Annotated in this window: 23 protein-coding genes; 2 read left to right on the top strand and 21 right to left on the bottom strand. The window is 70.5% G+C overall.

Going from position 1 to position 19,912, the window contains the following annotated elements; all coding sequences use genetic code 11:
* The first annotated feature begins 922 nt into the window (after positions 1 to 922).
* Positions 923 to 1,249: a hypothetical protein gene (locus ACFZBB_RS17890; RefSeq protein ID WP_391123175.1), complete on the top strand. Its 327-nt coding sequence runs from the start codon at positions 923 to 925 to the stop codon at positions 1,247 to 1,249.
* 286 nt (positions 1,250 to 1,535) lie between these two features.
* On the opposite strand, the gene ACFZBB_RS17885 is transcribed toward ACFZBB_RS17890, so the two are convergent.
* The 5 genes from ACFZBB_RS17885 to rpsB all read right to left on the bottom strand — a co-directional run bounded on the left by ACFZBB_RS17885 (position 1,536) and on the right by rpsB (position 6,326).
* Positions 1,536 to 2,561, bottom strand: coding sequence for a phosphatidate cytidylyltransferase (locus ACFZBB_RS17885; RefSeq protein WP_391123172.1), 1,026 nt, complete (start codon positions 2,559 to 2,561; stop codon positions 1,536 to 1,538).
* 176 nt (positions 2,562 to 2,737) lie between these two features.
* Positions 2,738 to 3,295 (bottom strand): ribosome recycling factor, encoded by a 558-nt coding sequence (gene frr / locus ACFZBB_RS17880; RefSeq protein WP_188281238.1) that lies wholly within the window; start codon positions 3,293 to 3,295, stop codon positions 2,738 to 2,740.
* Between the two features lie 145 nt (positions 3,296 to 3,440).
* Positions 3,441 to 4,199, bottom strand: a complete 759-nt coding sequence (pyrH, locus tag ACFZBB_RS17875) for a UMP kinase (protein ID WP_355346495.1) — start codon at positions 4,197 to 4,199, stop codon at positions 3,441 to 3,443.
* Between the two features lie 166 nt (positions 4,200 to 4,365).
* Positions 4,366 to 5,202 carry a translation elongation factor Ts gene (gene tsf / locus ACFZBB_RS17870; protein ID WP_391050340.1) on the bottom strand — a complete coding sequence of 279 codons (837 nt, stop codon included), beginning with the start codon at positions 5,200 to 5,202 and terminating at the stop codon, positions 4,366 to 4,368.
* Positions 5,203 to 5,375: 173 nt separating this feature from the next.
* Positions 5,376 to 6,326: a 30S ribosomal protein S2 gene (gene rpsB, locus ACFZBB_RS17865; RefSeq protein WP_391123169.1), complete on the bottom strand. Its 951-nt coding sequence runs from the start codon at positions 6,324 to 6,326 to the stop codon at positions 5,376 to 5,378.
* 265 nt (positions 6,327 to 6,591) lie between these two features.
* On the opposite strand from rpsB, the gene ACFZBB_RS17860 reads away from it, so the two are divergent.
* Positions 6,592 to 7,245: a peptidoglycan DD-metalloendopeptidase family protein gene (locus ACFZBB_RS17860; protein WP_391123166.1), complete on the top strand. Its 654-nt coding sequence runs from the start codon at positions 6,592 to 6,594 to the stop codon at positions 7,243 to 7,245.
* Here the strand turns inward: ACFZBB_RS17860 and ACFZBB_RS17855 are convergent.
* The 16 genes from ACFZBB_RS17855 to rpsP form a co-directional block, all read right to left on the bottom strand.
* Entirely contained in the window at positions 7,208 to 7,795 is a 588-nt protein-coding gene (locus ACFZBB_RS17855) for a helix-turn-helix domain-containing protein (RefSeq protein WP_355346483.1), read from the bottom strand. The two genes, ACFZBB_RS17860 and ACFZBB_RS17855, sit on opposite strands and share 38 nt — an antisense overlap.
* Before the next feature lie 30 nt (positions 7,796 to 7,825).
* Entirely contained in the window at positions 7,826 to 8,662 is an 837-nt protein-coding gene (whiG, locus tag ACFZBB_RS17850) for an RNA polymerase sigma factor WhiG (protein ID WP_391123163.1), read from the bottom strand.
* A gap of 281 nt (positions 8,663 to 8,943) precedes the next feature.
* Positions 8,944 to 10,275: a DNA-processing protein DprA gene (gene dprA, locus ACFZBB_RS17845; protein ID WP_391123160.1), complete on the bottom strand. Its 1,332-nt coding sequence runs from the start codon at positions 10,273 to 10,275 to the stop codon at positions 8,944 to 8,946.
* Positions 10,275 to 11,906 carry an ATP-binding protein gene (locus ACFZBB_RS17840; protein ID WP_391123157.1) on the bottom strand — a complete coding sequence of 544 codons (1,632 nt, stop codon included), beginning with the start codon at positions 11,904 to 11,906 and terminating at the stop codon, positions 10,275 to 10,277. Before ACFZBB_RS17840 ends, dprA begins: the two co-directional genes overlap by 1 nt.
* Complete coding sequence (locus ACFZBB_RS17835; protein WP_391123154.1) at positions 11,906 to 12,268, bottom strand: YraN family protein; 363 nt, start codon at positions 12,266 to 12,268, stop codon at positions 11,906 to 11,908. Before ACFZBB_RS17835 ends, ACFZBB_RS17840 begins: the two co-directional genes overlap by 1 nt.
* 198 nt (positions 12,269 to 12,466) lie before the next feature.
* Positions 12,467 to 12,793, bottom strand: coding sequence for a DUF2469 domain-containing protein (locus ACFZBB_RS17830; RefSeq protein ID WP_188281213.1), 327 nt, complete (start codon positions 12,791 to 12,793; stop codon positions 12,467 to 12,469).
* 40 nt (positions 12,794 to 12,833) lie between these two features.
* Complete coding sequence (locus ACFZBB_RS17825; protein WP_391123151.1) at positions 12,834 to 13,313, bottom strand: NUDIX domain-containing protein; 480 nt, start codon at positions 13,311 to 13,313, stop codon at positions 12,834 to 12,836.
* Between the two features lie 5 nt (positions 13,314 to 13,318).
* Positions 13,319 to 14,083: a signal peptidase I gene (gene lepB / locus ACFZBB_RS17820; protein ID WP_391123148.1), complete on the bottom strand. Its 765-nt coding sequence runs from the start codon at positions 14,081 to 14,083 to the stop codon at positions 13,319 to 13,321.
* Positions 14,084 to 14,180: 97 nt separating this feature from the next.
* Complete coding sequence (gene lepB / locus ACFZBB_RS17815; RefSeq protein WP_391123145.1) at positions 14,181 to 15,107, bottom strand: signal peptidase I; 927 nt, start codon at positions 15,105 to 15,107, stop codon at positions 14,181 to 14,183.
* On the bottom strand, positions 15,052 to 16,338 hold the full coding sequence (gene lepB, locus ACFZBB_RS17810; protein WP_391123142.1) for a signal peptidase I: 1,287 nt from the start codon (positions 16,336 to 16,338) through the stop codon (positions 15,052 to 15,054). Before lepB (ACFZBB_RS17810) ends, lepB (ACFZBB_RS17815) begins: the two co-directional genes overlap by 56 nt.
* The gene (lepB, locus tag ACFZBB_RS17805; protein WP_391123139.1) at positions 16,331 to 17,092 is read right to left on the bottom strand and encodes a signal peptidase I; all 762 of its coding nucleotides are present in this window, start codon (positions 17,090 to 17,092) and stop codon (positions 16,331 to 16,333) included. Before lepB (ACFZBB_RS17805) ends, lepB (ACFZBB_RS17810) begins: the two co-directional genes overlap by 8 nt.
* 32 nt (positions 17,093 to 17,124) lie before the next feature.
* Complete coding sequence (rplS, locus tag ACFZBB_RS17800) at positions 17,125 to 17,475, bottom strand: 50S ribosomal protein L19 (RefSeq protein ID WP_391123137.1); 351 nt, start codon at positions 17,473 to 17,475, stop codon at positions 17,125 to 17,127.
* 140 nt (positions 17,476 to 17,615) lie between these two features.
* Positions 17,616 to 18,437, bottom strand: a complete 822-nt coding sequence (gene trmD / locus ACFZBB_RS17795; RefSeq protein ID WP_391123134.1) for a tRNA (guanosine(37)-N1)-methyltransferase TrmD — start codon at positions 18,435 to 18,437, stop codon at positions 17,616 to 17,618.
* A 1-nt stretch (position 18,438) separates the two neighbouring features.
* Positions 18,439 to 19,050, bottom strand: coding sequence for a ribosome maturation factor RimM (gene rimM / locus ACFZBB_RS17790; RefSeq protein WP_391123131.1), 612 nt, complete (start codon positions 19,048 to 19,050; stop codon positions 18,439 to 18,441).
* A gap of 114 nt (positions 19,051 to 19,164) precedes the next feature.
* The gene (locus ACFZBB_RS17785; RefSeq protein ID WP_355346386.1) at positions 19,165 to 19,404 is read right to left on the bottom strand and encodes an RNA-binding protein; all 240 of its coding nucleotides are present in this window, start codon (positions 19,402 to 19,404) and stop codon (positions 19,165 to 19,167) included.
* A gap of 2 nt (positions 19,405 to 19,406) precedes the next feature.
* Positions 19,407 to 19,859: a 30S ribosomal protein S16 gene (rpsP, locus tag ACFZBB_RS17780; RefSeq protein ID WP_391123128.1), complete on the bottom strand. Its 453-nt coding sequence runs from the start codon at positions 19,857 to 19,859 to the stop codon at positions 19,407 to 19,409.
* Positions 19,860 to 19,912: the final 53 nt, after the last annotated feature.

The following is a 19,912-nucleotide window of genomic DNA, read 5'->3' as shown; positions in this document are numbered from 1 at the left end:
AACTCTTCCGGATAGGGCTTGGGCACAGCGACATCCTTCCCACCTGCCATACAGGGCAAGCCAGTTCAGATGTCACCCGATCGTGCGGCAGACCCACCCTCCGGGTGTACGCCCACCTAATGCCCAGCAGCCAGGAACGCGCGCGCAAGGCCGTCGACGGGGTCTTGACGTCTCGTAGCCTCACGGCCAGCGCACCTGCTTCCTAGTCCTCAGCAAGAAGCGGGTGGCGGTCCAACCGGACCGCCACCCGCTTCGTCACGCCATCGATCGAGGCACTGCTGGGACTACACGATGTGCACGCGCTCCGTCCCGCCCTCTGGCCGTTCAAGAAGTACATGGCTACCTGCCCGCCTCTGAGCCTCCAGGAAGGCATAGATCTGCACGGCTCGGTTGATTACGTCCGTCTTGCTCAACCCAGTGTGCTGCGTGAGTTCGCTGATGGCCTCAACAGCTGGCGGCACCAGAGTCACCGAATAGCGCTCGTTCGCTTGAGGACGTACCTGGTCCGCGGACGTCTGCATCCCTCTCCTCCGGTCGCTCGTAGGTGGCGATCTTATCGGCGGCGTATTGCACCAGCTCACACGCCTGCCTCTCGACAGTGTGCCACTAGATGCATCACGCTTCCACCCTGCAGGTGCAACAACGCACCTGCATCGCGCCATGAGAGCACTTTCTAGGTGCTAAAGTATGGCTACGTGGTCGGCAAAAAGCGCCGACCACTGGTCTAGGAGAGGAGATCAATGTGATTGATGACGGCTTGCGCGACCTCCCAGAGAGGTAGTCCACCCGACCCCAGCCTGAGTAGGGGAGGCTGAGGTCACCCGCTGGCCAGACAAGGGAGGAGGCACGCCTATGCAGTGGCGGCTACCGGTGCCCACCTAGGACAGACCTAGGGGGCTGAACCGGTCAGATAGAGGCCCCAGTGACCAACGACCAGACCATCAGCATCATCGGAACCGTCGACTCGCTCGGCGAATTGGAAGAACCCTCCTCCGCGGCGTTCGTGATGATCACGACGACGCCGACCGGACCCACCTTCAAGGCCTCGGTGCCCTCGAAGGAGTCGGCGCGGATGATGGGATCTCTTGATCTGCTCGTCGGCATCGGCGGCTCCATCGCCGCCCCGTACGGCATGGCCAGGGCGCTCAGCATGCTCGGGCCTGGGCACCCGCTGATCAAGGGGTTCTGCATCATGACCGTGGCGCTCCTGCCGTTGACCTTCTACTGGCTGGCTCAGCGCGGCAAGTAGAGATTCAACAAGATGCACCCACGAGAGCCCATCCTCATCTGAGGATGGGCTCTGGGCTTGTGGCGCTGCGGACATCCGCGGTTCTCAGGTCACGGCCCACAGACGGCCCGTGACCTACTCCCAACGGCAGGTACTGGACCAAAAGCAGAGGTCAGTGCCACATCATCAGCTGCCCGAACTGAGTTCTCCGGGTACAGGCATGATCTGACAAGTGTCGCAGATCGAAACGGGTCGGCCGGTCGCCCGCTGGTCGGGAACTGCCGCTCGGGCGGCGGGGCCGTCGGGGTCAGTCGGTGCCGACGAAGACGGCCAGGAGGAGCCAGACGACGGGGGCGGTGGGGAGCAGGGAGTCGAGGCGGTCCATGATGCCGCCGTGGCCCGGCAGGAGGGTGCCCATGTCCTTGATGCCGAGGTCGCGCTTGATCATGGATTCGCCGAGGTCGCCGAGGGTGGCGCTGACGGCAGCGGCGAGGCCGAGGAGGAGCCCCTGCCACCAGCGGCCGTCGTCGATGACGTACTGCATGAGCAGGGCGCCCGCGACCATGGCGAAGGAGATCGCGCCGATCAGGCCCTCGCGGGTCTTGCCGGGGCTGATGCGGGGCGCGAGCTTGTGCTTGCCGTAGCGCCAGCCGACGGCGTAGGCGCCGGTGTCGCTGATCACGGTGAGCAGCAGGAAGACCAGGACGCGGCGCGGGCCGTCGTCGGCGGCGAGCATCATGACCACGAAGGTGGCCAGGAAGGGCACGTAGAAGGCGGCGAAGACGCCGGCGGTGACGTCGCGCAGGTAGTTCTCGGGCGGCTCCGTCATGCGCCACACGAGGATGGCGAGCGCGGTGAGGGCCATCGCCACCCAGGCGCCGTCCGCGCCGCGCAGATACCCGGCGATGATCATCGCCGTACCGCCGGCCGCGATCGGGATCAGCGGGGCGCGGATGCCCTTGCGCTCCGCCAGACGCGAGGTCAGCTCCCAGACGCCGACGGCGGCGGCGACGACCACGACGCCGACGAACACCGCCTTCACGATGAAGAGCGAGGCGACGATGACCGCGCCGAGGCCGAGGCCGACCCCTATCGCCGCGCGCAGATTGCGCCCTGCGGACTTCTTCGCGGGGGGCTGCGGCGGCGGTGTCGGCTCCGGGGCGGTTGGCATAGGAAGAGTCTTCCCGCCGCGCCCGGAATCGCGTGCGGAACCCGCCGGATAGATGATCGTGTCATCCACCATCGAGCCGTCGGCCGCGCCGTTGGTGACCGTGTCCTCGGGCGCTCCCCAGTGACCGGCGCGTGGCGAAGCGCCCCAGGAAGAGTCGTTCACTGAGCTTCGCCTCGCGTCGTCGTGTGTCGGCCGGGAAGGGCTGAGGGCGGGATCGTGCATACGGTCGTACTGCTGGTGTCCGGACGGGCGTCAGGAACGGCGCCAGGAGGGGCGTGTCCGGACGGACTGAGATGTCCGGGGCGGTGTTTCCGGGGCGGGCCCTCGGGCCCGCCCGGTCAGACCTCCAGCAGCTCGGCTTCCTTGTGCTTGAGCAGCTCGTCGACCTGGGCGACGTACTTCGACGTCGTGTCGTCCAGCTCCTTCTCCGCGCGGCGCACCTCGTCCTCGCCCGACTCGCCGTCCTTGACGAGCTTGTCGAGGGTCTCCTTGGCCTTGCGGCGGACGCTGCGGATCGAGATCTTGGCGTCCTCGCCCTTGGTCTTGGCGACCTTGATGTACTCCCGGCGCCGCTCCTCGGTGAGCTGCGGGAACGCCACCCGGATGATCCGGCCGTCGTTGCTCGGGTTGACGCCGAGGTCGGAGTTGCGGATCGCCTCCTCGATGTTGCGCAGACTGCTGCTGTCGAAGGGAGTGATCACCGCCATCCGCGGCTCGGGCACCGCGAACGAGGCGAGCTGGTTGATCGGGGTGGGCGCGCCGTAGTACTCGGCCACGATCTTGTTGAACATCGCGGGGTGCGCCCGGCCGGTACGGATCGCCGCGAAGTCCTCCTTGGCGACGACGACGGCCTTCTCCATCTTCTCCTCGGCCTCGAGGAGGGTCTCTTCAATCACCATGTGCTCCTGGTATTCAGAAGGCGGAGCCTGACGGTCGGGCCCCTGCGCGCGTCTTTCCTGCACGGTGTCCGACCGGCAGCCTGTTGTCCATCCCCGGACCGGGCGAACCGGGACGTGTCACCACCCGGCGCTCGGGCGGTCATTAAGCCCTGGAGCCCCGGTCGTTGACCAGCGTGCCGATCTTCTCACCCTTCACGGCCCGCGCGATGTTCCCTTCGGCGAGCAGCTCGAAGACGAGGATCGGCAGCTTGTTGTCCTGGCAGAGGGTGATCGCGGTGAGGTCGGCGACCCGCAGGTCGCGGGTGATGACCTCGCCGTACTCCAGGGCGTCGAACTTCACCGCGTCCGGGTTCAGCTTGGGGTCGGAGTCGTAGACCCCGTCGACCCCGTTCTTGCCCATCAGCATGGCCGCCGCGTCGATCTCCAGGGCCCGCTGGGCGGCGGTGGTGTCGGTGGAGAAGTACGGCATGCCCATACCGGCGCCGAAGATGACGACGCGGCCCTTCTCCAGGTGCCGTACGGCCCGCAGCGGGATGTACGGCTCGGCGACCTGGCCCATGGTGATCGCGGTCTGCACGCGGGTCTCGACGCCCTCCTTCTCCAGGAAGTCCTGGAGGGCCAGGCAGTTCATGACCGTGCCGAGCATGCCCATGTAGTCCGAGCGGGCCCGGTCCATGCCGCGCTGCTGGAGTTCGGCGCCGCGGAAGAAGTTGCCGCCGCCGACGACGAGGGCGATCTCGTAGCCGTCCGCGACGACCGCGGCGATCTCGCGGGCGATGGCGTGCACGACGTCGGGATCGACTCCGAGACCGCCTCCCCCGGCGAACGCCTCGCCGGACAGCTTCAGCAGATAGCGGCGGTGGGCGGTGGTGTGGTGGGCCGTATCGGCGCCTTTGTCCATGGAGCTCTCCTCGTGCACGTACGAAGGAGGCCATTGCCGCGGGTCCTCGTGGGTTCCCTGTACGGCAATGGCCTCCTCGTCACATCTGCGGCCGGTCGGCGGGCGGCCGACCGCGTACGACCCTAGCCGGGCCGTCGGTCATTCGCTGCTTTCGTGTCCAGCGCGATCAGACGCCGACGCGGAAACGCGCGAAACGCTTCAGCGTGACGCCGGCCTCGTCCAGCACCTTCTGGACGGTCTTCTTGGAGTCCTTCGCGAAGGCCTGCTCCAGGACGACGTTCTCCTTGAAGAAGCCGTTCACCCGGCCCTCGACGATGCGCGCCAGGGCGGCCTCGGGCTTGCCCTCCTCGCGGGCGGTGGCCTCGGCGACGCGACGCTCGTTCTCGACCGTCTCGGCCGGGATCTCGTCGCGGGACAGGGCGGTCGGCGCGAAGGCGGCGATGTGCTGGGCGACATCCTTGGCGACCTGCGCGTCGGCCTTGTCCAGCTCGACCAGGACGCCGACCTGCGGGGGCAGGTCGGGGCTGGTGCGGTGCAGGTAGGAGGTCACGTAGGTGCCGGAGAACTGGGCGAAGCGGTCGAGCACGATCTTCTCGCCGAGGGTGGCGTTCGCCTCGTCCACGTACGCCTGGACGGTCTGGCCGTCCTTGATCTCGGAGCCGAGCAGCGCCGTGATGTCGGCCGGCTTGCTGGCGGCGACGTGGGCGGCGATGGCGTCGGCCACGGCGACGAACTTGTCGCCCTTGGCGACGAAGTCCGTCTCGCACTTCAGCTCGACGAGGACGCCCTCGGAGTTGTCGGCGGCGATCAGGGAGACGACCGCACCGTTGGAGGCCGAGCGGCCCTCGCGCTTGGTGACGCCCTTCTGGCCCTTGACCCGAAGGATCTCGACGGCCTTGTCCAGGTCGCCTTCGGCCTCCACAAGGGCGTTCTTGCAGTCCATCATGCCCGCGGCGGTCAGCTCACGGAGCTTCTTGACGTCAGCGGCGGTGAAGTTCGCCATGGGTTTGAGTCTCTTCCCGAATGGTCGGTGGATCTACGGGTGGACGGCGGGGGCATGGGCCCCCGCCGTCGTCACGCGTGGTTCACGTCGTACGCGTCGTACGCGATACGCGTCCTGCTGCTGTGCGGTTAACCGGTGGTGCCGGTGCGCCGTCGGTACGGGTCGGAACAGGCTCAGGCCTGCTCGGACTCGCCCTCCGTGGCGGCCGGGGCGGCGTCGGCCGGAGCCTCGGCGGTCTCGGCGGTCTCGGCGGTCTCGGCCGGAGCGGCGTCGGCCGGAGCCTCGGCCTCGGCGGCGGGCGCCTCGGCAGCGGCGGCGGTCGCGTCGGCGGCGGGCGCCTCGTCGGCCTTCTTCTCGCCCTCGAGCAGGTCACGCTCCCACTCGGCGAGCGGCTCGGCGACGCCTTCGGCCTTCTTGTCACCGGTGGCGGCACCGGAGCGGGCGATGAGGCCCTCGGCGACGGCGTCGGCGATCACACGGGTGAGCAGCGTGACGGAACGGATCGCGTCGTCGTTGCCCGGGATCTTGTAGTCGACCTCGTCGGGGTCGCAGTTGGTGTCGAGGATCGCGACGACCGGGATGCGGAGCTTGCGCGCCTCACCGACGGCGATGTGCTCCTTCTTGGTGTCGACGATCCAGACGGCGCTCGGCACCTTCTGCATCTCGCGGATGCCGCCGAGGGTCTTCTCCAGCTTGTCCTTCTCGCGGGAGAGGACCAGCAGCTCCTTCTTCGTGAGGCCGGACGCGGCCACGTCGTCGAAGTCGATCTCCTCGAGCTCCTTCAGGCGCTGGAGGCGCTTGTAGACGGTCGAGAAGTTGGTGAGCATGCCGCCCAGCCAGCGCTGGTTGACGTAGGGCATGCCGACGCGGGAGGCCTGCTCCGCGATGGCTTCCTGCGCCTGCTTCTTGGTGCCGACGAACATGATGGAGCCGCCGTGCGCGACGGTCTCCTTGACGAACTCGTAGGCGCGGTCGATGTACGACAGCGACTGGAGCAGGTCGATGATGTAGATGCCATTGCGCTCGGTGAAGATGAAGCGCTTCATCTTCGGGTTCCAGCGACGGGTCTGGTGCCCGAAGTGGACGCCGCTCTCCAGCAGCTCCCGCATCGTGACGACGGCCATGGCCGTACTCCTTGAGGTACTCGGTTATCGCGACCGCCGGACGACGGTCGCGCCTGACGTCCCGACGCGCCGTGCCACGAGGGACCGAGGGGCGCGGCCACCGTCCCGATGAGGGGAGTGAGTGGCGGGGCGTGCGAAGTCGACCCGGTGACCCGGATCGCCAGAGAAAGTGTACGGGACCGGTGGAGTGCCGGGCGACACCCGAGTTATCCACAGGCCAGGACCATGATCATCTTTCGCCGCCCGGATCCGGGATGCTCGTGCCATGGCACTTCACATGTGGTTGACGGTGGTGATGACGGCCCTGCTGACGGCCCTCCCGGGCGGCACGGGGACGGCCGGCAGTGCGGGCACGGCGGGCGGCGCGGGGTGCGCGGGCGCCGGCTCGGACGCGCGCTGCTGGCCTGTGGCAGGGCCGGGAGTACGGGGGCGGCCGGCGGTGCTGCGCGCCTTCGAGCCGCCCGCGACGCCCTATGCCGCAGGACACCGCGGGGTCGACTTACGCGCGGGGCCGGGGAGCGTGGTGCGGGCGGCGGCACCCGGCGAGGTGACCTTCGCGGGGAAGGTGGCGGGCACCGATGTCGTCGTGCTGCGGCTCGACCGGCCGGACGCGAGCCTGCGCGTCACCTATGAGCCGGTACGGGGGACGGTCGCGGTCGGCACGCGGCTCGCCGCGGGCGGGCCGCTGGGAGTGGTGACCGACTCCGCCGTCCATCGCTCACCCGGTTGCCTCCACTGGGGCCTCCTGCGGGGTGACGTCTACCTCGATCCGTTGACGCTGCTGCCGCCGTGGCTGCTGCGCGCGGGGCCCTCCCGGCTGCTGCCGGTGTTCGGCGCGGCGGCGGGCGGGACGGAACGGAAGGCGGAGGCGGCAGCCCGGGTCAGGGGCGGCCGGTCACCCCGTGCAGCGCCATCGTGACGGCCGACTCGGTGATGTGGACGGGGTCTTCGGCGGCGCCGAGTTCGATCCGGCGGACCGCGGCGTCGACCACGCCTTGCAGGAGCATGGCGGTCAGGCGGGGCTCGGCGTGGCCGAGGGCCGCGAGGGCGGCGCCGACCATCGTGACCAGGCCGCCGTGGGCGGCGCGGATCTTCTCGCGGGCGCCCGCGTCCAGTTCACCGGCGGAGATCGCGACGACGGCGCGGTGGCGGCGGTCGCCGACCAGCGCGAGCTGGCTGCGCACGTAGGCCTCGATCTGGCCCTCGGCGGTGTCGGCGGCCTGCATGGCGGCCTCGACCTCGGCGGCCCAGACGGGGAAGTCCACGGCGCACAGCTCTTCGACCACCGCGGCGCGGGAGCGGAAGTACTCGTAGACCGAGGAGCGCGCCAGTCCGGTGCGCTCGGCCAGGGCGGGGAAGGTCAGCGCCTCCGTGCCGCCCTCGGACAGCAGCGAACGCGCGGCGTCCAGCAGGGCCTGGCGCTGCATCGTCCGGTGTTCGGCCACCGAGGCCGCTCGAATCCTGGGCATCCCACCACTGTAGACACTGTGCCGCGCCTGTCACCGCCCGACGTCGGCCAGCTTTGCCCGTAGTTGGAGGACGGACTTGGTGTGGATCTGGCTGACCCTGCTTTCGGTGACGCCGAGTACCTGGCCGATCTCGGCGAGTGTCAGGCCCTCGTAGTAGTAGAGGGTGACGACGGTCTTCTCGCGCTCGGGAAGGGTGTTGACCGCGCGGGCGAGCAGTCGGCGCAGCTCACGGTCCTCGGCGACCTCGACGGGGTTGTCGGCGCCGGTGTCCTCCAGGGTGTCGACGAGGCTGAGCCGGTCGCCGCCCTCGCCGCCCGCGTGCAGGAGGTCCTCCAGCGCGACGACGTTGGCCAGGGACAGCGCGCTGAACACCGCGTGCAGGTCTTCGAGCCCGACGCCCATCTCCGCCGCCACCTCGGGCTCGCTCGGGGTGCGGCGCAGCTTGGCCTCAAGGGTGGCGTAGGCGCGTTCGACGGCGCGCGCCTTCTGCCGGACGGAGCGCGGGATCCAGTCGAGCGCGCGCAGTTCGTCGATCATGGCGCCGCGGATACGGGTGATCGCGTAGGTCTCGAATTTGATCGCGCGTTCCGGGTCGAACTTCTCGATCGCGTCGATGAGTCCGAACACCCCGGAGGAGACAAAGTCGGCCTGCTCGACGTTGGCCGGGAGTCCGACGCTGACCCGGCCCGCCACGTACTTCACCAGCGGCGAGTAGTGCAGGATCAACTGCTCCCGCAGCCGGGCGTCCCCCGTGGACTTATAGGTCCGCCACAGTTCGTCGAGCGACGTGGGGGCGGCTGGCCGAGGAGAGGTGCGGGGGGCGGTCGCCGCCGTCGCCCGCTCGGACCCGGGGGTGTGCTGGGGCATGTGCCGTTTTGAGCCGTTCTGCCGAGACGTGGGCGGGAAATCGAGCCTCCGCGAGCGTAGCGTGACCATAGTGTCGCTTATTGCTACATCATCCGTATGGGACATGCGCAGATACGTTCCTCTACCGGTGCGCGCTCACCGGACCGGCTATACCGCCCGGTACGGGGCCCGCGCGGGAGCCCCTCGGGCCATCATGGGGGCCCGCCGGGCCGCCCACGGCCGGTCCTACGATCGTCCCAGGTCACGGCGTTTTCCTGTCACCTGATGGTGTGTCGATGGCGTCAACCCTCCCGACGCGGCGCGCCGTCGTGCGCGGTACGGACCAACTTCCACCGCCCGTCGTCCCGTTCGACGAAGCCGAGGGCCTGCAATTCGTAGAGCCGTCTCAGCGTGTCGTCGCTGGTGGACCCCACGGCGAGGGCGATCTCCCCTTCGCAGGAGTCCCCTTGACCGGGGAGCGCTTCCAGCACGCGGGCCGCCGCCGGGTCGAGCAGATCGCGCGGCAGTACGGGTCCGCGGCGGGCGGGCGCGAGGTCGGCGCCGATCTCCCCCACCATCTCGATGACTTCGGCCGCGTCGGTCACCACCACCGCGTCCCCGCGCAGCAGTTCGTGCACCCCTTCCGACAGACCGCTCGTACAGGGTCCCGGCACCCCCATCGTCACCCGCCCCAACTGGGCGGCCCGCCGCGCGGTGACCAGGGAACCACTGCGGTAGCGCGCCTCGACCACCACCGTGCCGCGGGTCAGGGCGGCGATCACCCGGTTCCGCAGCACGAATCTGCTGCGGGTGGGGTGGTCGCCCGGCGGCAGTTCACCGACGAGCAGGCCGCGTTCGGCGATCTCGCCGATCAACTGGGCGTTGCCCGGCGGGTACGGCACATCGACGCCGCTGGCCACCACGCCGATGGTGGCGCCGCCCGCCCGCAGCACACCCCGGTGCACCACACCGTCCACCCCGTAGGCGGCTCCCGAGACCACCACCCAGCCCGCCCGCGCCAGTCCCCCGCCGAGCCGCGCCGCCATGTGGGCGCCGTAGTCGGTGCAGGCCCGTGCGCCGACCACGGCCACCGAGCGCAGCGCCCACAGCCGTAGCGACGGCTGCCCGCGTACCCACAGGCCGTACGGGCGCTGCGGCCCGAGGTCGTCCAACTGCCCCGGCCAGTCGGCGTCCTCGGGGCAGACGAACCGCCCTCCCGCCCGGCGTGCGGCCTCCAGATCCCCCTCGGGGTCGGCCCGAGCCGACCGCGTCCGGTATCCGTCGGTCCGCCGCGGACCGGCTCCGGGCAGCGCCTCCCCCTCCCGTAGCGCGCGCAGTACCTCTTCCGCTCCCCTCTCCCGCAGCGCCCGCCCCACCACCTCGTCCCCGGGATCGGCGATCCGCGTGATCGCCACCCGCGCCAACCGCTCTGCCTCCGGCACGGCAGCCGCCAAAGCAGGCACCGCCAGCGCCGGTGGCCCGGCCCCACCGGACGCGGCGCCGGTCTGAGAGCCATCGGCGGCCTGCGAACACCGAACCGTCGCTGCGCCAACCTCGGCGGCTGATCCGGTGGCCGTCTCCTCCCCCGGCGGCCCGGCCCCATCGGGGCCCGGTGACCCGCTCCGCCGCCGCATCACACACCTCCCGGTACGGGCACGCCGCGGCTGACACCGGTCCTGAGGTGGAGCGCCTGGAAGACGTCGTCGACATCGGGGCGGTCGTGGCCCGCGAGGTCGGCGAGGGACCAGGCGACGCGCAGGACGCGGTCGAGGCCGCGGGCGGTGAGCAGGCCGCGCTCCATGTCACGCTCGGCGGGGTGCAGGGCGCCGGGGGCGACGTGCCAACGGGTGCGCATCTCGTGGCCGGGGATCTCGCTGTTCAGCTTCCAGGGGGTGTCCCGGTAGCGGGTCGCGGCACGCTCGCGGGCGGCGACGACCCGTGCGGCGACGGTGGCGGTCGATTCGCCGGGGCCCTGGCCGAGGAGGTCGGATCGGCTGACGGATTCGACTTCGACGCGCAGGTCGACGCGGTCCAGCAGCGGCCCCGAAAGCCTGCCCTGGTAGCGACGGACGGCGGTGGGCGAGCAGTCGCAGCCCTCACCCAGCATCGAGTAGCGCCCGCAAGGGCAGGGGTTGGCGGCGAGGACCAGCATGAAGCGGGCCGGGAGCCGCATCACGCCCGCCGCGCGGGCGACCACGACATGGCCCGATTCGAGCGGTTGCCGCAGCGCCTCCAGCGCCCGCACGCTGAATTCCGGAGCCTCGTCCAAAAAGAGAACCCCACGATGAGCGAGCGAGACCGCGCCCGGTCGGGGCAGTCCGCTGCCGCCGCCGACGAGCGAGGGCATGGTGGCCGAGTGGTGCGGCGCGCAGTACGGCGGGGCGTCGACCATGGGCCGTCCTGGCGGAAGGATGCCCGCCACCGAGTGGACGGCGGTGACCTCCAGGGACTCCTGGCGGGTGAGCGGCGGCAGGATGCCGGGCAGGCGCTCCGCGAGCATCGTCTTGCCAGCGCCCGGCGGGCCCTTCAGATACAGATGGTGTCCGCCGGCCGCGGCGACCTCCAGGGCGGTGCGGGCGGTCCGCTGTCCGGCGACGTCGGCCAGGTCGGGGCCGTGCCCAGTGAGCGAGGCGTCGCCGAGGCTGCCGGCCAGTCCGGTCCCGACGCCGCCGCCCGGCACGGTCAGTCCGGCGAGCATCGGGTCGGGGCGGCCGTCCGCCCGCGCCGGGTCCTGGTCCTCCTCGGGGGCCGGCTCGTCGTTGAGGAGGGCGACGAGCTGCCGCAGGGTGCGGATGCCGAGGACGGAGACGCCGGGGACCAGGGATGCCTCGGCCGTGGTGCGCTCGGGCACCACGACGTGCCGGTATCCGGCGTCGGCCGCCGCGAGGACGGCGGGCAGCACCCCGCGGACCGGGCGGACCCGTCCGTCGAGTCCCAGTTCGCCGATCATCATGAGGTCGGCGATGGATCCGGGGGCGATGCGGTCGTCGGCGGCGAGGATCGCACACGCCACGGCGAGATCGAACCCCGAACCGCCCTTGGGCACCGAGGCCGGGCTGAGGCCGACGGTGAGCTTCTTCTGCGGCCAGACCTCGCCGCTGTTCACGATCGCGGCGCGCACCCGGTCGCGGCTCTCGGTGAGGCTCTTGTCGGGCAGGCCGACCAGGGCGAAGGCCGCCACGCCGGGTTCGAGGTCCGCCTGGACCTCGACCACGACGCCTTCGACGCCGATCAGCGCGACCGAGCACGTACGGGCGAAGCCCATCACGCCACCCCCCGCACATGCTCGACGCGGGCCGCGCCGCGGGCGGGCAGCAGGACGCCGACCAGGTCGATTCTCACGCCGCCCGGTGGCGCGCCGCCGTGTTCCGCCGCCCAGCGGTCGGCGAGCGACCGCAGCCGGTGGATCTGCCGCGCCCCGAGCGCCGCCATGGGGTGCTGGAAGCCGCCGTCACGGCGGGTCTTCACCTCGCACACCACGAGGGCGTCCCCCTCGGACGCCACAACGTCGATCTCCCCGTCGCGCCCGCACCGCCAATTCCGGTCGAGCACGGTCAGTCCCGCGGCCTCCAGCGTGCGGGCCGCCAGCCCCTCGCCGTACCGCCCCAGCGCGCCTCGTGCGTTCATGCGTACCACCTCCGTCACTCACTGTGACAGAGTTCGACCGCCGAAGATGATCTTGGTCCCAGCCTGTGGATAACTCCCCGCGCCCCGCACCGTAACCCGCGCCGCGCCCCTGCGCCGGGGCCCGCACCGGCGCCCGGGTCGCGCCCCACCAAGAGCGCACCGGCACCCCCGGAGCCCCCTCAAAAAAGGGCCTCAGCTTCAACTATTGAAGCCCGATTCGTCCGACGGCAGATCCAGATCCGCCTTGTTCAGCTCCTCGATGTTCACGTCCTTGAACGTGAGGACACGGACCTGCTTGACGAAGCGGGCGGGCCTGTACATGTCCCAGACCCAGGCGTCGGCCATCGAGACCTCGAAGAAGACCTCGCCCTGGACCGAGTGCACCTGCATCTCGTAGTCGTTGGTGAGGTAGAAGCGCCGCTCGGTCTCGATCACGTACTTGAACAGGCCAACGACATCGCGGTACTCCCGGTAGAGCTTCAGCTCCATCTCGGTCTCGTACTTTTCGAGGTCCTCGGCGCTCATGGCATGTTCCCCTTCAGCCGTACGTGCCCCCCATTGTGCGTCAGTCGCGCTCCGTCCCCAGGGGGATCGGGGATTGCGGGGGGCCTTCGTCGAGCAGCGTACGCAGCAGCTCAGCGAGTCTGATGGGGTACACCGTCTCACGAGTGCGCAAAAGTTCCTCGCAGGTCCACCAGCGCAACGACGAGACACTTCTGCGTTCCAGGTCCGTCTGGCCGCTGGTGTCGATGTCGACGGTGTCGGTACGGCCCAGGTGGTACCACTCGTCCTGCTCCCAGCGCCGCCCGTCGAAGCTGAAGGAGCTGGTCCGCTCCCACAGCACGGGACCGAGCCGTACATCGGTGATGCCGGTCTCCTCGGCGAGCTCGCGCAGCGCCGTCTCCTCCAGGCTCTCACCGCCCTCGACCCCGCCGCCCGGCGTGAACCACGAGCCCACCGCCGGATCGGCCGGATCGACGCCGTTCAGCAGCAGGATCCGGTCCGCCGGGTCGAGCAGCACCACACGGGCGACGCGTCGACGCACCACGGTCACCTGCGCCGCCTCAGCAGCCCGGCCACCGGTCCGTACGCCGCGCCGCCGAGAATCAGCAGGGCGCCCACGACCACCATGACGACGATCCAGCGCAGCGGCCCCTCGGCGGACGTACCGCCGCCCGGCACGGCCTTGAAGGCGGTCGTGGGCGACAGCGTTCCCATCCGCCCCATGGGCCACACCGTGCCGTCCACGCGGCCCTTCACGGCGCTCACGGGGACCGCGCCGTGCTGGGCGTCGGTGAGGCGGATACGGGAGTCCTGGGAGACCGCGCGGTTGTCACCGAGCAGGAAGAGTGAGCCGCGCGGCACCGTGGTGCTGAACTTCGTCACGGAGGCGGGAACGCCGGGAAGGCCGGAGCCACCGGGCGCGGCGGAGGCGTCGGAGCCGTCGAGATAGCCCTCTTCGTCGACCGCCGTGCCGTTCACCGTGAGGCGGCTCTGGGTGTCGCAGCACTTGACGACGTCGCCGCCGACGCCGACGACCCGCTTGACCTCGGGAAGGTCGCCCCAGAGCTTGTCCTGGAAGACCACCACGTCGCCGCGGCGCACATCGGAGCCCGAGACCTTCTGGGCCAGCACCCGGTCCCCCGGGTGCACGGTCGGCTGCATGGAATTGGTGGGCACTGTGTACGGCCGGTACTCGACCGCTCCCCAGGCGAAGCCGCCGAGGAACAGGGCACAGCCAAGAGCGATGGCCAGCCCGGACACCGTACGTCCGAACCGGCCCTCACCCTTGCGTATCGCACTGCTGCTGCTCATGGACCGGAACCCTACCCGGCGGTACGCCCCGGACCGTAGGCCCGGACGCCCGTCGGTGCTCGATCGGGCGCCCGCCGCCGTGGGCCGGGTACGTCCGTCAGTCCTCTTCCGTCTCCGGAGTGACCGGCGGCTGTGCGCGCAGCAGCCTGCGGCGGCGCATCAGCACCAGCGGCGCCGCACCGAGGAGGCCCACCGCGGCCGGGCCCGCGGTGCCCGCCGCGTTGATGCCCGGCTGGCTGAAGGTGCTGGGGATGGAGAGCCAGTCCCAGCGGTTGACCGGCCAGGCCACCGTCACGGCGCGGCCGACGACCTCGTTGTCGGACACGGTGCCGCCGCCGGGCAGCGTCATGTGGTAGCGGGAGTCGAGGGAGTCCTGGCGGTGGTCGCCCATGACCCAGATCCGGCCCTTGGGCACGGTGACCTTGAACGGCCGGTCGGGGGTGCAGGGGGTGTTGCCCGCGAAGACGTACGGCTCGTCCAGCGCCTTGCCGTTGACCTTCACCGGTCCCGTGCCGTTGCACTCGACCGTGTCGCCGCCGACGCCGATGACCCGCTTGATCAGGTCCTTCTCCTCGGCGGACGGCATCAGGCCGATGAAGCTGAGGCCCTTTTGCACGCCCCTGGTCACCGCGTTGCCGCCGGCGGGCGGATTCTCGCCGAGCCAGCCGCCCGGGTCGTGGAAGACGACGACCTCGCCGCGGCTCGGCTTGGAGCCGAACCAGGGGGTGAGCTTGTCGACCAGGACGCGGTCGCCGCGCTCCAGCGTGTGCTGCATGGAGTCGGACGGGATGGAGAACGCCTGCACCAGGAAGGTCTTGATCAGCAGCGCCAGGACCAGCGCGATGCCGATCAGGAGCGGCAGTTCCTTCCAGAACGACCGGTTCTTGCTCGCGGAGCCGCCCGAGGAGCGGGACGGCGGCTCGTCACCCGAGCCGGGGTCCCCGGGGCCGCCGGGGCCCTGCGGGCGGTCAGCGGGACCGGCCGCCGCGGGGTCCCGCGGGTCCGTGCCGTCCGCCGGCCCCACGGGGGCCTCCGGAGCCTGGCCGGGAACCTGACCCGCATCGGCGTGGCTGCCGGGGTACGACCCGCCGCCCGGGTACTGCCCGCCGCCGTACTCCGTACTGTCCGCGGGCTCGGGGACTCGGCCATCGGCCTCCGACTTGTCGACAGACGGCACCGTGACATCCCCTTTTTCGGGCTCGCCGGATCCAGACCGTGCGCCGACCACCAGGTCCCCCACATCCACTCCTCACTCCAGTCCGCCGCCTGCCCCGTTTCCGGCGCAGGCCCGCCACTCCCATAACGAGCGGGAGTTCCGCAGGAGTCGGTGTCTGGCTCGTTCCTTGACCGTTGTTGGCCTGGGCCACCCTAGCCGTCCCGGCTGTGGCCGCGGTCGCCGCCACCTGCGCGTCGGGGACGGAAGCGAACGTACCGGGTTCCTTCAGTCGCTCCCAGTGACCGAACGGCCAGGCGATGACGAAGGCCCTTCCCACCACCAGATTCAGCGGAATCGTGCCGCCTCCGGGCTTGTCCGTGTGGTACCGCGAGTCGGCCGAATCCGACCGGTGGTCGCCCATCACCCACAGCCTGCCCTGCGGTACGTGCACGGTGAATTTCATCATTGAGGGTGGATTACCGGCGTAAAGATACGGCTCACTGAGGGGCACGCCGTTGACGGTGATGCGCCCGTCGGCGTCGCAGCACTTCACGGTGTCGCCGCCGACGCCGATGACCCGCTTGATCAGGTCCTGCTCGTCGGCGGACGGCAGCAGGCCGATGTAGGTGAAGAACTGTTTCACCTGCTTGATCACCACGGGGTCGGGCTTCTTCTGCTCCTCGGGCGGCAGCCAGCCGCCGGGGTCCTTGAAGACCACGACGTCACCGCGGTGCGGCTCGGCGCCGAACCACGGGGTGAGCTTGTCGACCAGCACCCGGTCGCCGATCTTGATGGTCTGCTCCATCGACCCGGAGGGGATGACGAACGCCTGGAGCAGGAACGTCTTGAGCACCAGCGCGATCAGCAGGGCCACCATGACCAGCAGCGGCACCTCCCTGGCGAGCGAGCGGCGGCGCTTGCGCTTGACCTTGCGGGCCAGTTTGCGGCGCTCGATACGGGTGCTGCCGCCGCCGGGCGGTCCGCCGTACGCGCCGTCGCCCGTACCGTTTCCCGGGGCGCCGCCCGTGCCGGAGCCCGCCGCGCCCGTCACCGGGGCGGCGCGGTGGTGGCCGTAGCGGGGCCGCCCGCGGTTACCCATGGTGACCCGCGGCGGGTGCGGGGACGGCGGCGAAGGTCGCGGGGCGGTTGAGCCGGGTCCAGTGGCCGAACGGCCAGCCGATCCACTCGGCGCGGCCGATGACCTTGCCGAGCGGTACGGTGCCGCCGCCCGGTTCCCCGAGGTGGTCCCGTGAGTCGCGGGAGTCGTCGCGGTGGTCGCCCATCACCCACAGCCTTCCGTCCGGCACCACGATGTCGAAAGGCACCCGCGAGGGCACGTCGCCGGGGAAGAGATAGCCCTCGTCCAGCGGGCGGCCGTTGACCAGCAGCCTGCCCTGCTTGTCGCAGCAGGTGACGCGGTCGCCGCCGACGCCGATGACGCGCTTCACGTAGTCCGTTCCACCCTGCTGAGTGAACGATCCGTCGCCGTCGAAGACGATCACGTCCCCGCGCCGTGGATGGCCGCCGAAACGGTACGCCAGCTTGTTGACCAGCACCCGGTCGCCGACCCGCAGCGTGTTCTCCATGGAGCCGCTGGGCACTTGGAAGGGCTGCACGACATACGTGCTCACCAGCAGCAGCGCGACGACGCAGCCGACCGCGAGCAGCACCGTGCGCCGCCACTCCGCCCACCAGCGCGGCACGGCCTCGTGCACGAAGACCCGCATCGGGGACCGGGATACGGGACCCGCCGCATCGCGTCCTGACACGACGAAACGCGACCGCTCCTCCGTATCCGCCTCGTCGGCGGGAGAGGAACGGTCGCGTTCCGGAAGTGTCGCTTCGCTGTCCATCGAGGCCAGAGCTTATCCGGCCTTCCCATGGATCAGTTGTCGCGCTTCTCCTTGATCTTCGCGGCCTTGCCGCGCAGCTCACGGAGGTAGTATAGCTTCGCGCGACGGACGTCACCGCGGGTGACGACCTCGATCTTCTCGACGATCGGGGTGTGCACGGGGAACGTGCGCTCGACGCCGACGGAGAAGCTGACCTTGCGGACCGTGAAGGTCTCGCTGATGCCCGCGCCCTGGCGGCGGATGACAACACCCTTGAACTGCTGCACACGGGAGCGGTTGCCCTCGATGACGCGCACGTGGACGTTGACGGTGTCGCCGGGGCGGAAGGCCGGGATGTCGGTGCGCAGCGAAGCGCTGTTGACGCTGTCGATCAGGTTGGGCATGAGATTCTGCTTCCTCGCCGATGCCACAGGTCATCGACGGAATGTCGCGATGCGGATTTGCCAAAAAATGGGGTGCCACCGCGTCGGACGGACGTCGTTCCCCCTGTGGCAGGGGCGCGCGCCGGACGGACAGCAGCGGCTCATTCTTCCACGGCCTCCGGGCTGGGCCCAAATCGGCCGTCGGGGCCGGGGCCCCAGCCGAGGATGGAGAGCATCTCCCGGTCCTTCTTGTCGAAGGCCGCGGGGTCGCAACGCTCCACCAGGTCGGGCCGGTTGGCGACGGTACGGCGCAGCGCCTCGTCCCGCCGCCAGCGCGCGACCTTGCCATGGTGGCCGCTGAGCAGCACGTCGGGGATGCCACGCCCGCGCCACTGCGGCGGCTTGGTGTAGACCGGGCCCTCCAGCAGATTGGCCATCGGTCCCGGCGCGAAGGAGTCGTCGCGGTGCGACTCGGCGTTGCCGAGGACGCCGGGCAGCAGCCGGGCCACCGCCTCGGTGATCACCAGGACCGCCGCCTCGCCGCCGGCCAGCACGTAGTCGCCGATGGAGACCTCGTGGACCGGCAGCCGGGTCGCGTACTCGTCGGTGACCCGGGTGTCGATGCCCTCGTAGCGGGCGGGTGTGAAGATCAGCCAGGGGCTGGCGGAGAGTTCCACGGCGAGCGCCTGGCTGAAGGGCCGGCCGCTGGGGGTGGGGACGACGAGCGCCGGGCGGTGGGCGCCCGCCTCGTAGCCGTCGGCGAGGGTCTGGTCGAGCGCCTCGCCCCAGGGGCCGGTCTTCATGACCATGCCGGGTCCGCCGCCGTACGGGGTGTCGTCCACCGTGTTGTGCCGGTCGTACGCCCACCCGCGCAGGTCGTGCACCCGCACGTCCAGCCGCCCGCTCGCCCGCGCCTTGCCGACCAGCGAGACGTTCAGCGGCTCCAGGTACTCGGGGAAGATCGTGACGACGTCGATCCGCATGTCAGACGCCGTCCGCGTCGTCGCCGGACGTGGCGTCGGCATCAGTGGCGCCGTCATCCGTGGCGTCACCGGCGTGCTCGCCGGACGTGGCCACTTCCGCGTCGGCCTCGTCCAGCAGCCCCGGCGGCGGGTCGATCACCGCGCGCTGCTCCTCCAGGTCGATCTCCGGCACGATCTCGCCGACGAACGGGATGAGCACTTCGGTGCCGTCAGGCCGCCGGACGATCAGCAGGTCCTGATACGGGAGATGGCTGATCTCGGCGATCCGGCCGACCTCGCGCCCGTCGACCGTCACCACGTCGAGGTCGATGAGCTGATGGTCGTAGAACTCCTCGGGGTCCTCCGGCGTCTGCTCCGGGTCGACCTCGGCGATCAGCAGCGTATTGCGCAGCGCTTCGGCGGCGGTGCGGTCGGCGACGCCCTCGAAGCGCAGCATCAGCCGGCCGCTGTGCACGCGTCCGGTGGCGATGGTCAGCGGGCCCGTGGCGGCCGGGTCGGTGGCGAGGACGGCCCCGGGCGCGAGCCGCAGCTCCGGCTCGTCGGTCCGCACCTCGACGCTGACCTCGCCCTTGATGCCGTGGGCGCGGCCGATCCTGCCGACTACCAACTGCATGTACGGCTCACTCTCCGACTCCGGAACAGGGATGAAAAGGGTACGAACGCGGCGCGGGCCGGGAGCGGCGACTGCCACCCCCGGCCCGCGCCGGTGTTCTCTGTGTCGGCCCGCTCAGCGAACCTGGTCCACGTCGACGAGGTCGACGCGGACACCACGGCCGCCGAGGGCGCCCACGACGGTACGCAGCGCGCGGGCGGTACGGCCGTTGCGGCCGATCACCTTGCCGAGGTCGTCGGGGTGCACCCGGACCTCGAGCACGCTGCCGCGACGCAGGGTGCGCATACCCACGTGCACATCGTCAGGATTGTCGACGATGCCCTTCACGAGGTGCTCAAGGGCCTCCTCGAGCATGCTCAGGCCTCGGTCGACTCGGCCGCGGCCGGAGCCTCGGCGGTGTCATCGGCCTTCTTCTCGGACTTCTCGGACTTCTTGGCCTTCGGGGTGATCGCCTCACCCTTGGGCTCGTCCGCGCTGTCCTTGGCGGCGGCCTCGAAGAGGGCGCGCTTGTCGGCCTTCGGCTCGGCGACGAGCAGCGGTGCCGGGGCCTCAAGGCCCTTGTACTTCTGCCAGTCGCCGGTGAGCTTCAGGATGGCGAGCACGGGCTCGGTCGGCTGGGCGCCGACGGAGAGCCAGTACTGCGCGCGGTCCGAGTCGACCTCGATGCGCGAGGGGTTCTGCACCGGGTGGTACAGGCCGATCTCCTCGATGGCCCGGCCGTCACGGCGGGTACGGGAGTCGGCGACGACGATGCGGTAGTGAGGCGAACGGATCTTGCCCAGACGCTTCAGCTTGATCTTGACTGCCACGGGAGTGGGTTCTCCTGGAATTGACGTGTTTGGGCACAGCGGACTTCCACGTG

Origin of the sequence: Streptomyces sp. NPDC008139 (assembly GCF_042957025.1) — a bacterium.
In the GTDB taxonomy this organism is placed as follows: Bacteria; Actinomycetota; Actinomycetes; order Streptomycetales; family Streptomycetaceae; genus Actinacidiphila.
This window is presented reverse-complemented; position numbering and strand designations above follow the sequence as displayed.

What these genes read in the sequence shown, in the direction of transcription:
- pyrH (WP_355346495.1), bottom strand. Translation starts at nt 4,199, where the DNA reads ATGGACAAAGGCGCCGATACGGCCCACCACACCACCGCCCACCGCCGC.
- tsf (WP_391050340.1), bottom strand. Translation starts at nt 5,202, where the DNA reads ATGGCGAACTTCACCGCCGCTGACGTCAAGAAGCTCCGTGAGCTGACC.
- rpsB (WP_391123169.1), bottom strand. Translation starts at nt 6,326, where the DNA reads ATGGCCGTCGTCACGATGCGGGAGCTGCTGGAGAGCGGCGTCCACTTC.
- ACFZBB_RS17860 (WP_391123166.1), top strand. Translation starts at nt 6,592, where the DNA reads ATGGCACTTCACATGTGGTTGACGGTGGTGATGACGGCCCTGCTGACG.
- ACFZBB_RS17855 (WP_355346483.1), bottom strand. Translation starts at nt 7,795, where the DNA reads ATGCCCAGGATTCGAGCGGCCTCGGTGGCCGAACACCGGACGATGCAG.
- whiG (WP_391123163.1), bottom strand. Translation starts at nt 8,662, where the DNA reads ATGCCCCAGCACACCCCCGGGTCCGAGCGGGCGACGGCGGCGACCGCC.
- dprA (WP_391123160.1), bottom strand. Translation starts at nt 10,275, where the DNA reads ATGCGGCGGCGGAGCGGGTCACCGGGCCCCGATGGGGCCGGGCCGCCG.
- ACFZBB_RS17840 (WP_391123157.1), bottom strand. Translation starts at nt 11,906, where the DNA reads ATGGGCTTCGCCCGTACGTGCTCGGTCGCGCTGATCGGCGTCGAAGGC.
- ACFZBB_RS17835 (WP_391123154.1), bottom strand. Translation starts at nt 12,268, where the DNA reads ATGAACGCACGAGGCGCGCTGGGGCGGTACGGCGAGGGGCTGGCGGCC.
- ACFZBB_RS17830 (WP_188281213.1), bottom strand. Translation starts at nt 12,793, where the DNA reads ATGAGCGCCGAGGACCTCGAAAAGTACGAGACCGAGATGGAGCTGAAG.
- lepB (WP_391123148.1), bottom strand. Translation starts at nt 14,083, where the DNA reads ATGAGCAGCAGCAGTGCGATACGCAAGGGTGAGGGCCGGTTCGGACGT.
- lepB (WP_391123142.1), bottom strand. Translation starts at nt 16,338, where the DNA reads ATGGGTAACCGCGGGCGGCCCCGCTACGGCCACCACCGCGCCGCCCCG.
- lepB (WP_391123139.1), bottom strand. Translation starts at nt 17,092, where the DNA reads ATGGACAGCGAAGCGACACTTCCGGAACGCGACCGTTCCTCTCCCGCC.
- rplS (WP_391123137.1), bottom strand. Translation starts at nt 17,475, where the DNA reads ATGCCCAACCTGATCGACAGCGTCAACAGCGCTTCGCTGCGCACCGAC.
- trmD (WP_391123134.1), bottom strand. Translation starts at nt 18,437, where the DNA reads ATGCGGATCGACGTCGTCACGATCTTCCCCGAGTACCTGGAGCCGCTG.
- rimM (WP_391123131.1), bottom strand. Translation starts at nt 19,050, where the DNA reads ATGCAGTTGGTAGTCGGCAGGATCGGCCGCGCCCACGGCATCAAGGGC.
- ACFZBB_RS17785 (WP_355346386.1), bottom strand. Translation starts at nt 19,404, where the DNA reads ATGCTCGAGGAGGCCCTTGAGCACCTCGTGAAGGGCATCGTCGACAAT.